12 protein-coding genes are annotated in these 12,721 nt (G+C 52.0%); 7 read left to right on the forward strand and 5 right to left on the reverse strand.

The window, feature by feature from the left end:
- Positions 1-84 precede the first annotated feature (84 nt).
- Positions 85-783 carry a VPLPA-CTERM sorting domain-containing protein gene (locus ACR0IK_RS23080; protein ID WP_480643471.1) on the forward strand — a complete coding sequence of 233 codons (699 nt, stop codon included), beginning with the start codon at positions 85-87 and terminating at the stop codon, positions 781-783.
- Positions 784-1,187: 404 nt separating this feature from the next.
- On the opposite strand, the gene ACR0IK_RS23085 is transcribed toward ACR0IK_RS23080, so the two are convergent.
- Complete coding sequence (locus ACR0IK_RS23085; protein ID WP_480643472.1) at positions 1,188-2,054, reverse strand: glycosyltransferase; 867 nt, start codon at positions 2,052-2,054, stop codon at positions 1,188-1,190.
- A gap of 471 nt (positions 2,055-2,525) precedes the next feature.
- On the opposite strand from ACR0IK_RS23085, the gene ACR0IK_RS23090 reads away from it, so the two are divergent.
- The 3 genes from ACR0IK_RS23090 (at position 2,526) to ACR0IK_RS23100 (ending at position 6,018) form a co-directional block, all read left to right on the forward strand.
- Positions 2,526-3,671, forward strand: a complete 1,146-nt coding sequence (locus ACR0IK_RS23090) for a glycosyltransferase (RefSeq protein ID WP_480643473.1) — start codon at positions 2,526-2,528, stop codon at positions 3,669-3,671.
- A 78-nt stretch (positions 3,672-3,749) separates the two neighbouring features.
- Positions 3,750-4,706, forward strand: coding sequence for a glycosyltransferase family 2 protein (locus ACR0IK_RS23095; RefSeq protein ID WP_480643474.1), 957 nt, complete (start codon positions 3,750-3,752; stop codon positions 4,704-4,706).
- A 4-nt stretch (positions 4,707-4,710) separates the two neighbouring features.
- Positions 4,711-6,018: a polysaccharide pyruvyl transferase family protein gene (locus ACR0IK_RS23100; RefSeq protein WP_480643475.1), complete on the forward strand. Its 1,308-nt coding sequence runs from the start codon at positions 4,711-4,713 to the stop codon at positions 6,016-6,018.
- A 45-nt stretch (positions 6,019-6,063) separates the two neighbouring features.
- On the opposite strand, the gene rfbD is transcribed toward ACR0IK_RS23100, so the two are convergent.
- From rfbD to rfbC, 3 genes are all read right to left on the reverse strand, one after another.
- Entirely contained in the window at positions 6,064-6,960 is an 897-nt protein-coding gene (gene rfbD, locus ACR0IK_RS23105; RefSeq protein ID WP_480643476.1) for a dTDP-4-dehydrorhamnose reductase, read from the reverse strand.
- Positions 6,957-8,006 (reverse strand): NAD-dependent epimerase/dehydratase family protein, encoded by a 1,050-nt coding sequence (locus ACR0IK_RS23110; RefSeq protein ID WP_480643477.1) that lies wholly within the window; start codon positions 8,004-8,006, stop codon positions 6,957-6,959. The genes rfbD and ACR0IK_RS23110 overlap by 4 nt, the downstream gene beginning before the upstream one ends.
- Positions 8,007-8,128: 122 nt before the next feature.
- The gene (gene rfbC, locus ACR0IK_RS23115; protein ID WP_480643479.1) at positions 8,129-8,689 is read right to left on the reverse strand and encodes a dTDP-4-dehydrorhamnose 3,5-epimerase; all 561 of its coding nucleotides are present in this window, start codon (positions 8,687-8,689) and stop codon (positions 8,129-8,131) included.
- Positions 8,690-9,456: 767 nt separating this feature from the next.
- Here rfbC and ACR0IK_RS23120 point away from each other — a divergent pair.
- Genes ACR0IK_RS23120 through ACR0IK_RS23130 form a run of 3 tightly spaced genes read left to right on the forward strand, consistent with a single transcriptional unit; the run spans position 9,457 to position 11,812 of the window.
- Entirely contained in the window at positions 9,457-9,942 is a 486-nt protein-coding gene (locus tag ACR0IK_RS23120) for a UDP-N-acetylglucosamine--LPS N-acetylglucosamine transferase (protein WP_480643481.1), read from the forward strand.
- Positions 9,939-10,442, forward strand: a complete 504-nt coding sequence (locus tag ACR0IK_RS23125; protein ID WP_480643483.1) for a glycosyltransferase — start codon at positions 9,939-9,941, stop codon at positions 10,440-10,442. Before ACR0IK_RS23120 ends, ACR0IK_RS23125 begins: the two co-directional genes overlap by 4 nt.
- A 32-nt stretch (positions 10,443-10,474) precedes the next feature.
- Positions 10,475-11,812, forward strand: coding sequence for a nucleotide sugar dehydrogenase (locus tag ACR0IK_RS23130; protein ID WP_480643485.1), 1,338 nt, complete (start codon positions 10,475-10,477; stop codon positions 11,810-11,812).
- Positions 11,813-12,395: 583 nt separating this feature from the next.
- Here the strand turns inward: ACR0IK_RS23130 and ACR0IK_RS23135 are convergent.
- Positions 12,396-12,721 (reverse strand): tyrosine-type recombinase/integrase (locus ACR0IK_RS23135; RefSeq protein WP_480643486.1); only part of this gene is annotated, 326 nt, incomplete at its 5' end.

Here is a 12,721-nt window from a genome sequence, read left to right on the forward strand (position 1 = left end):
ATATATTATGAGTCAATGCCTTTGCATGACTGTGTGGCAATTTCTTGCCGGTAACAATTTTAATGGTGCTGTGAGACGTTTGAGATGAAACTTAGAAAACTTATAGCGGCTGCGGCCGTTGCCACACTGGCTTTAAGTGGTGCGGCATCTGCTCTGACTGTGAAGATGAATGGACCGGCTGCGGGAGCCTATGAATACTTGGGGGTCCAAGCAGATGGACTCGTTTCTTACCGCAGCGTCCCTGCAGGCGCGTTTGCCCTGAAAGACAGAACACCCGCTCCGAACAATATGTTTGGGAACTTCGTGGCGTTTTGTCTGGATCTTGCATCATACGCTCCTTACGGACGATACAACTACTACAGCGTGACCAATACCCCGTTTGAAAATCTAAACCTGATTGCAAGCGGTGCGATACACCGCGTCCAATCCCTGTTCGACGCCGTATACACCCCCGAGCTTGCGACTGACGATACGAAAACGTCGGCCGCAATTCAGGTCGCGCTTTGGAACCTCATTTATGACAACGACAACACTGTTGATGCAGGTTCCTTTACAGCTTGGGGAAATTCAAATGTGATTGAACTGGCAAACCAGTATCTGGCGGCCGCAAGTGCTTATACCGGCGACAAAAAATGGGACCTGAGCTTCCTGGAAAACAAGAACCGCTATCATCGTCAGAATTTGGTTACGGCATCACCGGTTCCAATTCCTGCGGCGGGCTTGATGTTGCTGGGGGCATTGGGAGGGTTGACCCTTCTGCGCCGACGCCGCCAGACGGCCTGATCTCAAGCACAACCCACTTTATCGAAAGGCCGCCATTGGCGGCCTTTTTGAGATTGTGGCCTCGGTCACGCACATCGCCGCTGATCAGGATTCCGCTCAACATATATACTTAACTATTTTTTAATAGACGTTCCCCAGAATTGCTCTACCCTAGGGTGTGAAAGCCCAAATTTTGGACAATAAACAAGGAGCATTGCAATGGGTATCCTTATACTAGCCGTTTTGGCGGGTAGTGTTGGTGCCATCGTAACTCTGCTTTCAGGATTCGGGGTTATGAACGCCTTGATTGCCTATTTTGTCCTAGGCTTGGCGAGTATTCCTGTGTTTGCCCTACCCCTTATGGCTCTTTGTGCCTTTCGTAAGCGCTGGTCGCGGCATAGAGACAATAAAATTTCAGCCTAGGGTCAGGCTCCAAACTTCTCTTTTAGTCCACGCTTCCATTTACCCGCGCGAACCCGGGCACGTTTGACGGTAATTCCGGTGATGACCGAACAGCCGGTTGCAAGACGCCCCGGCGCACTCAATCCGTCAATTCGGCATACGGACCGCAAATACTCAAGATAAAGCCTTTGTCTTCCGGTCAGATTTGATCGTTCCTTGGGATCAAACCAGCGCAGCACCTCCTTTTCAGTCACATTGGCTTTCCGAGATGCGTTTTCGTGAATTCTTCGGCAGAAAAGGGGTTGCCCTTCCAAGTATATTATCTTGCCCAACATGGCTGCTTCGAGCAGAAGCACATAATCAGAGGCTATGAAGCTACCGATCAATCGGGTGCGGGAAAGTGCTGCCCTGTCGAACACGCCACCGATCGCTGTGACAATATTCAGACGTTGCAGTACCTCGAAAGCACGAATGGCAGGAAAGTTCGATCTCGCCTGCAATTCATCCGAAACTGGTCGAATGACGGCGTTGGTCTCATCTATAAGTTCTGATGCGGGATACACCAGCACAGGGGCTTCTTCAGACGCATCATGCGCTGATACACACTTCTCAAGAAATGCAGGGCGTATGATATCATCGTGCGCGGCCCATTTGAAAAGCGGCGCAGAGGAGCGCTCAAAAACATAATTGTAATTCGGGGCGGCTCCTAAATTTTTAACCTGACGAACATATCGTATACGGCTATCGAGACGCGCATATTCTTCGCAAATATCCTGAGTGCCATCTTCGGATGCATTGTCAGAGATGATGAGTTCGAATTCTGCAAAACTTTGCCCGAGTATTGATTCTATCGCTTGGGCAATAAAACGCTCTCCATTGTAGACGGGCATACCAATGCTGACTCGCGGCGCCACTTTATTACTTAATCTGACAGAACACATCTATTCACCAATATCAGAAATCTCTGAAGCTCACCCATGCCATAATGCAGGATTCATTGAAATTTGAACTTCACATCATTTTCTGCCGCAAAGATCTCGGGCGGTTTCAGTTGTGTCGCGAACTTGCCCAGTGTCAAGATTTCAGATGGTGACAAGACCAATAACGATACAGCCCGCATTCAGAAAAAAACGCCGTGCAAATGCTGTCGCAACATACCCGGGCGAAACCTTTGGATCAGGAGTATCAGCCGCTCTAGGATTTTCTGGAATGGCCCACATCTTGACGGAACTTCTGCAGCTTTGTTAGCTTGCAGCGTTCGCCAGTTAAAAGATTTTGCCAGTTAACTGCAGTTCTCTGACCGATCTGAAATCACATACGATTTCTATGTCCAGAGATGCTCAGAGATGGAGACAGGAATAGTGAAGACTGTCCTGCATATCACCGCCGACTACCCTGACCAGTACAACGACAAGAAAACCCAAGCAGTCAAAAATCTTCTGCATGGCACTCGGGACTTTCGACATCTGGTCTATTCGATCAACCGGCAATCTGGTTTCGGTGGTGTGCGAATGATCGGCCAGCAGAAGGACGTAACCACCCTATGCTACAAGGCCCCACCCCTGGGAATATTTTTGGAAACATTTCTGTCGAAACTGGCGGATTGGATCGTTTCCGACCTTCGACGTCGGGGCGAAACAGTACATATTTTGCACGCTCATAAGCTTTCAATCGAAGGGTTGGTCGCACAACGTGTCTCGCGGGCTTTGGATGGTGTGCCTTTTATTTCCACAATTCGCGGAAACACGGACCAGAAGTATATCCGCACCAAGCTGGACAAACGCAGAACCTATCGCCAGCTGACCCGAAATGCTGCCCTGTTGTTGCCGGTTACACCTTGGATCGAACGCTATGTCGATGACACGCTCGATACACGCTCCTTACCTAAAATGCTTCTGCCAACGATCAGCCAGAGCACCAGATTGATCCCGCCACGCCCCGGAAACGGAAAAGTGGTCACCATATTCAACCTCAGCGGATGGCGCCTGAAGGGCATACCCAATCTTTTGGCCGCGATCTCAAAACTCAGGGCATCCGGAACAATTGTGCAGCTTGAAATCGTCGGCGGCGGGGATGCGCGGCACATTCAGGGTATTCGCAAACACATCAATAAGCATGATCTGCAAGATCAGGTCCACTTGGTTGGCGCCATACCACACAAAGACATTCAATCCCGGATGAATGAGTATTCCGGCTTTGTATTGCCAACATTACGTGAGACCTTCGGTATGGTTTACTTAGAAGCACTGACGGCGGGGCTGCCAATTTTGTATTCAAAGGAACGAGGTGTTGATGGGTTCTTTAGTGATGTCGAGATCGGCGTTCGCTGCGATCCAAAATCAGTTGAAGATATTGCAGCGGGCTTGCTTCGGATCGTTGAGGGTGAACAGTCGATGAAGGTTGAACTAGCCAAGTGCCAGACCAACGGCTTTTTTAGACAGTTCGAAGCAAAAAACATTTGCAAATCATACACGGAAGCCCTGCATGAGCTTATGGAGCGTGGTTAACGATGCATTTTCGATGACGCAAATGATTTACACAAACAGCAGACATGGCGCGGATGTCGCTGCGCATGCGCAAATTAAATGGAAAAAATGATGAGTGCCTCGGTTAAGGTTTCAATTATTGTCGTCAGCTTCAACACGAAAGAGGAAACGCTCGAAGCGTTACGATCGGTCGTACGGGAGACCCACTGCGTTCCTTATGAACTGATCGTATTGGACAATGCATCCGAAGACGGTTCAGCCAGTGCAATTCACGCCGAATTTCCCGACATCCAGTTGATAGCATCTGATCAGAACCATGGATTTGCAAAAGCAAACAATCTTGCAGCCAAACAAGCCAAAGGAGAGTTTCTGCTGCTTCTCAACCCGGACACGGTCATATTGCGCAGCGCTATCGACCGCCTGATAGAATTTGCGGAGGCTCATCCTGAAAACGATATCTGGGGGGGGCGCCAATTTTATCCCGACCTGAGTCTGAACAAGACCTCTTGTTGGCGGCAGATGACAATCTGGGGCCAACTTATGTGGGCCTTAGGCTTGATCAAGGTATTTCCGAACAACGGGCTATTCAACTACGACGGTTACGGTGGATGGGCCCGAGATGAAATTCGCGAGGTTGAAACGGTATCTGGTAGCCTCCTGCTAATTCGCAAAACCCTATGGGACGCCCTGGACGGGTTTGACACTACATTTGTCATGTATGGCGATGATGCGGATTTGTGTTTTCGCGCCCGCCAAGTGGGTGCCCGGCCCATCGTCACCCCAAATGCGGAAATCATTCATTACGGCGGCCGGTCAGAAAAAATCCGCGCGGACAAAATGGAGCGCCTTTTACGCGCAAAGGTCACATTCGCCGAGATGCATTCCGGCCCTTTCCGTGCTTTTGTCTTTAGATTGATATTCAGAATATTGGTGATTGTGCGGCTTTTGGGATTCCGCCTCAAAACAATTCTCAGGAAAGATCAGAACTCGACAAATTCATTGAATGCCTGGCGTGATGTCTGGGCACGCAGACACACTTGGCTTCAAGGGTATTGAGCTCATGCAAAATTCCGTTTCTCCCCCTTCACCCAAACCGCTCAAACTCTGTCTTTTCGGCGCGTCTCCGGACACGGCGAACTTGGGTGTTTCAGCCTTGTTCCTATCAGTTATGCACGCCATTGCGCGCCGCCATCCCGATGCGCAAGTCACAGTGTTCGACTATGGCTCAGGTCCCCGCCGCGCCATATTGCATTTTGACGGAAAACCGTTCCATTTCACCCGCTGTGGCGCAAACTTGTCACGCCGCTTTTATCGCCGTGATAGCCTGTTCAACATGCGCCTGAGTGCAGCGCTTGGAGGCTTGGGTAATCCGGGCGTGCAGGCGATTATGCAGGCCGACGCCGTTCTCGATATCAGCGGGGGCGACAGCTTCGCCGATCTCTATGGCGACAAGCGGTTTGATGCCATCGCTCAGACCAAACAGCTGGCCTTGCACCGAAACGCACCGCTGATCCTTTTGCCGCAGACTTATGGCCCGTTCGACACCCCCAGAGCGCATCGCATCGCCACTGAAATCGTGCGCACGTGCGATATGGCATGGGCCCGCGACGCCCGTAGCTTTGAAACGCTTAAGGAACTGCTTGGAGAGGTGTTTGACCCCACGCGGCATGACTTTGGCGTCGATGTTGCCTTTGCCCTGCCGCGCAGTAAGCCGGAGAAACTGCCAGGCAGGCTCGTGGACTGGATGAAACCGGACCGAACCCGCCCCCTTGTTGGTGTCAATGTCAGTGGTCTTATCCACAATCACGGCATGGAAGGTTCCCGGAACTTTGGGTTCAAGAGTGACTATCGGGACATAATCCACAAACTGGCATCCCGGTTTCTGGAAGAAACCGAGGCGAATATTGTCCTGATCCCGCATGTCTTAAGCTCAAAAAGCAACCGTGACGGCGACCCCGAAGCTTGCTGGAACGCCGCTGCCGCGCTGAACAATAACACACGGGTACATGTTCTGGATGAACAGTATGACGCGATGGAAATGAAATGGGTCATCGCGCAGCTTGATTTCTTTTGTGGAACCCGCATGCACTCGACGATTGCCGGGCTCTCCTCAGAGGTTCCGACAACTGCAATCGCGTACAGCAAGAAGACCCTCGGTGTTTTCGAATCCTGCGGATTGGGTCATCACGTTGTCGACCCGCGTCACGCAACGCTTGAACAATGCGTGGACGGAATCTGGGCCGCTTGGGAGAACAGGAACGAAGCAACGACAACCCTGGCGGAGTTCCTACCAAAGGTCAAAGACAAGGCTCAGGAGCAGATGGACCGGGTTTTCGCTCATATACCAAGGCAAATCCACACGCCCTAATAACACATCAGGATTGGAACGCTTTCAGGCGAATATAGCGGCCTGTCAGGGCGTATCCGCCCGAGCCTCCGCAATATGCCCTTTTGCGATCAGGTAACGCTGAAGCGCGTCCCTCCAATGGGGCATCGGCATAAGGTTCTGGCACAGCCGGCTGTTGTCAAGGACACTGTATCGTGGACGGGCTGCGCGTGTCGGAAACTCATTCGACCCGCACGGGGAAACTTCGGCATCGATCCCGGCCAATACTATAATTTCACGCGCAAATTCACACCAGCTTGCCGAACCACTATTGACAACATGATAGATGCCGGTCGGGCCTCCGCTGTTCAAAAGCGCCAGCATGGCAGCAGCAATATCCGATGTTGCCGTGGGTGACATGAACTGGTCGTCGACAACCTTCAGAGCTCCCTTCTCACGCGCAAGACGGATCATTGTCTCGACAAAGTTTCCTCCCTTGCCACTGGCACCGGCAACGCCGAACAGAGACGCAACCCGCAAGATGACCGTGTCCGGGTTGGCAAGCCGCGCGAGTGTTTCTCCCAACAGCTTGGACGCGCCATACACATTGACCGGAGCAGGCGCATCTTCCTCGGTCAGAGGCTGGCGCCGCAGGCCGCCACCAAAGACATAGTCCGTACTGATATGGATGAACCGAGCCCTGCGATCAGCACAGACCTTGGCTAGAGCCTCGACAGCATGGGCGTTGATTGTAGCTGCAAGTGTGCCGTTGTCTTCGACCTCGTCGGTTTTGTGATAGCTTGTGCAATTTATCAAAACGTCGAAATCATACTTTCCGAGTACCTGCGGAATCTCGGAAAGGTCAGCCACATCAAGGCCATCACGCCCAAGAGGGACAAGATCAAACAAACTGCCTGCGGCGGTATGGGCAGTTTGAATATCATGTCCAAGCTGACCATTCGGACCAAGTAAAAGCGCTTTCAAATCTCCACTATGCCTCCGTACATCTCGACATCGCGCAGGATTGTGTGCCACTTCGAAAGCTCTTTGTACCAGTCAAGTGTGATCGTCTTGACCGTTTTCGCTGTGGTCCCGGCCTCAAGCGCGTCACAAATCTCGGCCACTCCGTCGACCGCTGTCTTTTGCGCCTTCCAACCCAGCTTTTCTATCTTGTCGAAACTGACCCGATAGCTGCGGTGGTCAGGATCACCGTACCAGTCGACCTCAACATCCCGCGGTACGGTATCAGCAACCAACTGGCCAAGCGGCCCGATCTGGTAAGTGTTGGCAGCAGAGCCTACATTGAAAATCTCGCCATTGATGTGTGAGGCATCGGCACCCAGCATGAAAGCCTGAGCCCGCGCCGTGTCTTGCACATGAACCATCGGTCGCCACTGGCTGCCATCACGCATGAGCGGCAGCTTCCCGGTTCTCCAGGCGCCCTCGGTCATGCCGTTGATGGCCAAATCGAAACGCATTCGGGGGCTGAGCCCGTAGACGGTCGCCTGCCGGAGCACAACCACACAGAATTGTTCATCCGCTAGCGCCAGCACGCCGTCCTCTGCCATCTCATTGGCTTTGGCATAGGTTGTAAGAGGATTGGTCGGACTAGTTTCATCAGCAACCACGTCCGCAGGTTGGAAGCCATAGATGCTGCAGGACGAAGGTAGAACATAGCGTTTTGCGCCAGCCGCTTTAGCCAATTTGGCGCAGTTTATCCTTGAATCCCGATTGATCTGATAGGTCGCATCCTGAAACAGATCACCCGATGGGTCATTGGAAATTGCCACCAGATCTATAACCGCATCGACTCCCTTCAGATGTTCTGCAGTCAGCTTTCGGCTGTCTTCAACAATGATTTCAAGCGCATCATGCTCGGGCAAGAGATCCCGGCCAAAATAGAAACGATCCAAGGCTCGAACGTGATAGCCAGCGGCCAGAAGCATCGGCACCAATGTCGTGCCGATGTAGCCGCCCGCTCCAGTCACCAGAACTGTGCTTATCCCACTCGCTTTCTCTGGGTTGTCCATTGGTCTGCTAAGCCTCTCTGTGGTTCTAACGTGTCGCAGAATAATTCACTCATTAAACGCCCGAATGCACGTGCCCGGGGCTGTACCCTGCAGCCGCCCCTTTTTCGACATATGGCCATTCATCAATCGAATGGTGTCTCAATCGCGGCAAGACGCGGCTGGTTTTGATCCTTGTCGGAAAGAACAACAGCGTTTCCTGTCTTTGGCCAGTCAATGCCAAGGTCCGGATCATTCCACAGAATACCGTGGTCATGGTCAGGAGCATAAGGTGCACTGACCTTGTAAATGACTTCAGTATCAGGTTCGAGCGTCACAAAACCATGCGCAAATCCGGCCGGCACCAGAATCTGAGTCCACGATTCTGCTGAAAGCACGGCGCTGACATGCTGACCGAATGCAGGGGAGCTGCGGCGCAAGTCGACAGCCACATCGAAAACGGCCCCGCGTACAACCCGCACAAGCTTGTCTTGTGCAAAAGGCGGTGATTGGAAGTGCAGCCCTCGCAATGTTCCGGCTTCAGCGGAAAGAGAGTGGTTGTCCTGCACGAAATCAATCTCGATTCCGGCATCACTCAGGGCTTGCTTATTATAGGTTTCGGAAAAGAAACCTCGATGATCTCCGAATTTTCTTGGCGTCACCAGTTTGACATCCGCAATCTCCAGAGACCGCACGTCAACACTCATACTCAACCTTTCCCCGGCAGCTTATGCTCGCAGGTCTTATAAACAAAAAAAACATGTCGCTCATGTAATGTGCAACGTGGAAAAAGGACACGCAAAAGTCTTTTCAGTCAAGGTTTAAAGACAGTGGCCATTCTGACTGTTGGTAGATCGCGAGTATCGCTTGCGCGCAAGCACGGTGCAAAGAGTTGCCGCCTCAAAGAAGAGCATTCCGCTCAGAATCCACCTGCTAATCTATAATAGGCAAGTGTTTACCATTATGTGCTGGTCGGCCACAGCTCTGCCGTACAGATTGGAACGGAATCGCTGTGTTGTCATTCCATCCAATACGAATCCTGTTGCTCCTGTAAATCACAGCCTCGGCTCATAATTCACATTATTGTTGCCATATGCTCAAAACCTTTGGATTGTTTCCATGTTGAAGCTGTACAAAAGTAGCGTATCTTATGTACTTGAGGAGTTGAGGCCGCACTTATTTTCCGTAGCATCAATAGATGCAAAGGGGTTCCTGCAATATCCCCCATTCTCCTCTTGAATTAAGATTTCTAAAAGAAGAATGCTGAGGTCGTAGAGATTTTAATTGGCAGCATGAAATTCAGGTCATACTTTCAAAAGATCTGCTGAGCGCAGGGAAACCAACACCGCTCAGGTATCCCAGTAACTGGTATTTTGTTTATGAGTTTAGTGACACAAACGCGGCTCACCGCACTTTCCGACAACAGCGGGATCGTTCTGATGCAATTGGGCATTGCCATAGCCGGAGATCAACTATGAGTGAGGCCCTCCCCCGCGTTCTGGCCGTTGCATCCGGTGGTGGTCACTGGATTCAGCTTTGCAGGATGATCCCGGCTTGGGACGGGTGCGAGGTAACCTATGTCACGACGGAACCTGGCTTCAGGCCAAAAATCGAAGCAATGGCGGCTGAGCGCGGACAGCCGAGGCCGGGCTATCAAACCGTTGTCGAAGCCAACCGATGGCAGAAAGCGAAACTGATCCGTTCACTCGTTCAGATTGCTGTCATTCTAGTCAAATTTCGACCGGACGTTGTTGTTACGACGGGTGCGGCTCCTGGCTATTTTGCGCTGCGGCTCGCATCAATGATGGGGGCCCGAACGGTGTGGATCGACAGTATTGCCAACGCTGATGAGCTCTCTCTTGCTGGCCGGAAGGCCAGCAAGCATTGTGACCTTTGGCTGACGCAATGGGAGCATCTCGCGACCCCAGATGGCCCTCAATATAAAGGGTCGATCATTTGATTTTCCTGACAGTGGGAACCCATGAGCCTTTTGACCGGCTGGTCCGTTGTGTAGACGATTGGTGCGGTGACAGAGGGAACGGGGATAGTATTTTCGGGCAAATCACGGCGAATGCAAAATACAAACCTCAAAACTTCGAGACCGTGTCCTCATTAGAACCAAGCGATTATAGTGAGCGTTTTAGGACTGCCGAATTTGTTGTCTCACATGCCGGGATGGGGTCTATCATCACAGCCTTGAGTATGCGGAAGCCAATTGTCGTCCTCCCACGGCGCGGACATCTGCGTGAGACCCGCAATGATCACCAATATGCAACTATACAGCGATTTGGGGGGCGTCCCGGGGTGTTTGCGGCGCAGAACGAGACCGAATTGACGAAAATGTTGAACCGTGTTGATGCAGGGGAAAAGTCAGAGGGGCAGGAGGTTCCCGCATTTGCGGATGAGCAACTCATAAGTGCCGTGAAAAACTTCATTCACGCTTCCAGCCGAAAAAGCTAAGGCAATTTATCTAGATGGTATCCGAAATGGACATGAAAAACAGGATTGAACCCAAGTTATTGACCGCCCTGAAAGACCAGACAGCCAGAGTCGGTGTCGTCGGGCTTGGATATGTTGGCCTTCCTCTGGCCGTGACGGCTGCGCTGCGCGGCTTTGCGGTAACAGGCTTTGACGTCGACGACGACAAGATCAAGCGGCTGGATGCGGAACACAGCTATATCGCGGCAGTCACGGACGAGATGCTGAGCGAGGCAACGCAGGCAGGCAAGGTCTCTTGGACAGCAGATTTTGCAGGACTATCCGGATGCGACGTCATTGTTATCTGTGTGCCAACGCCTCTGACTCGTCACCGCGAGCCGGATCTAACCTTTGTTGAGGCCACTGGTAAGATCATCGCGAAACACATGCGCCCCGAGACGCTGGTCGTTCTTGAGTCCACGACTTTTCCGGGCACGACAAAAGATATTCTGGCGCCGCTTCTTGAAACGCATGGGCTGCAGTCCGAAAAGGATTTCTGGGTCGCCTTCAGCCCGGAACGCGAAGACCCAGGCAACAAGACATATCGCACCCATTCCATTCCAAAGATTGTCGGTGGTGACTCCGAGACCGCGCGGCGTCTGGCCGAAGCCTTCTACAGCCAAGTCGTCGAAAAGGTCGTACCCGTTTCCTCTGCCGGTACGGCGGAAGCTGTGAAGATCACCGAGAACATCTTCCGGGCAGTCAACATCGCGCTCGTGAACGAATTGAAGATGATCTACGACGCGATGGGGATCGACGTCTGGGAGGTGATCGATGGCGCGGCCACCAAACCGTTCGGGTTCATGCCCTTCTACCCCGGTCCCGGCCTTGGCGGCCACTGTATTCCGATCGACCCGTTCTACCTGACCTGGAAAGCCCGAGAATACGGGCACGCCACCCGCTTCATCGAACTGGCGGGCGAAATCAACGTGAACATGCCGCATTATGTAATCGCGAAGCTGCGCGAGGTATTGGACCGTCAGCTCGGGAAAGGCCTGTCAAAATCGCGGATTCTTCTGGTGGGCATCAGTTACAAAAAGAATGTCCCGGATATGCGAGAAAGCCCTTCGGTGGTTCTGATGGATATGCTGCTTGGCAACGGAGCCGAAGTCGATTTCCTCGATCCGCATGTCGACGATATTCCACGCATGCGCGAGTTTCCACACTTACTGGGTCGAAAGGCTGTTCACCTTCAGGAGGTCGATGCCGCTGACTATGATGCCATCCTAATTTCAACCGACCATGATGCTATTGACTATGAAAAGTTGATCAACTTGGGACTTCCTATAGTGGATACCCGCAATGCAATTGCATCGCGTGAACTATCAACGGAGATGGTGACAAAAGCCTGAGTAAATTCAGTACCTGCTCCGATTGATTAGGAGGATTCAACTCAGGCCCCAAACGCACTAATTTTGTATAACTCAAATATAATAGAGATTACGAAACAGAGCAGATATTGGCCAAGCCGGCTGTGGCTTGGTCTAAAAAATCTCAACTTACCGCTGAGCGGTCTCAACTGACTGGTCCAAGTTGAAAGTTAGTGCAGTGTGATCCTGGTAGGGATCGACCATACATCCTGTTTCGAAACCAACACTAGGCTGGGTATCAGATATGACAATTCCCATCCAACCCTCCAATTAGCCCAAGGTATCAAATCCCAAGTGCCATATTTGTGATCTATTTTCAGAATCTTAGCTCACTTGAAACCTGATAGCGGCTGGATTCAGCAACTCGCACGACCGGTCCCTCCGAAACAAAAAAGGTGAAAGTATCAGAAAACTTATCTTCTCGAACCAGATGGCAAACAGAAATTTGTAACACAACCACCTTATCCTGTCATATCGCCAAGCACGATCTGGAAGTGAAAAATAAACACAGTTTCTCGGAGAGTGCTGTGGTGTAAGAACTCTCTCTGGCCCGTCGGCAACGCGACTACCCCAACAGATTAGTTGCCGGGTTCTCGGCAATATCGACGTCATCGTAGTATTTCTGCGCCTGTACCATGGAGCGGTGCAGGGACAGGCGCATGGCGGCCTGGATCGGGGCCCCGTCGAGGGCAGCCTGGGTCAGGAAGCCGGACCGCAGCCCGTGGGGCGAGGCGAAATCTTCCGGTAGGCCTGCGAGTTTCAACCGGTGTTTGATGATCTGATAGATCGCATCTGGGCTGAGGCGGCGGCCCAACACCCGGTCGGCCTTGGAGACTGGTCTGAACAGGGGGCCGTCGCTGATCTGCCCAACCTCGATCCAATGCACCAGTG

This window comes from Ruegeria sp. BF7, from assembly GCF_056538605.1.

Bases quoted from the DNA above. Each gene is read 5' to 3' on its own strand.
- ACR0IK_RS23080 (WP_480643471.1), top strand. From the start codon at position 85: ATGAAACTTAGAAAACTTATAGCGGCTGCGGCCGTTGCCACACTGGCT.
- ACR0IK_RS23085 (WP_480643472.1), bottom strand. From the start codon at position 2,054: ATGCCCGTCTACAATGGAGAGCGTTTTATTGCCCAAGCGATAGAATCA.
- ACR0IK_RS23095 (WP_480643474.1), top strand. From the start codon at position 3,750: ATGGAAAAAATGATGAGTGCCTCGGTTAAGGTTTCAATTATTGTCGTC.
- ACR0IK_RS23100 (WP_480643475.1), top strand. From the start codon at position 4,711: ATGCAAAATTCCGTTTCTCCCCCTTCACCCAAACCGCTCAAACTCTGT.
- ACR0IK_RS23110 (WP_480643477.1), bottom strand. From the start codon at position 8,006: ATGGACAACCCAGAGAAAGCGAGTGGGATAAGCACAGTTCTGGTGACT.
- rfbC (WP_480643479.1), bottom strand. From the start codon at position 8,689: ATGAGTGTTGACGTGCGGTCTCTGGAGATTGCGGATGTCAAACTGGTG.
- ACR0IK_RS23120 (WP_480643481.1), top strand. From the start codon at position 9,457: ATGAGTGAGGCCCTCCCCCGCGTTCTGGCCGTTGCATCCGGTGGTGGT.
- ACR0IK_RS23130 (WP_480643485.1), top strand. From the start codon at position 10,475: ATGAAAAACAGGATTGAACCCAAGTTATTGACCGCCCTGAAAGACCAG.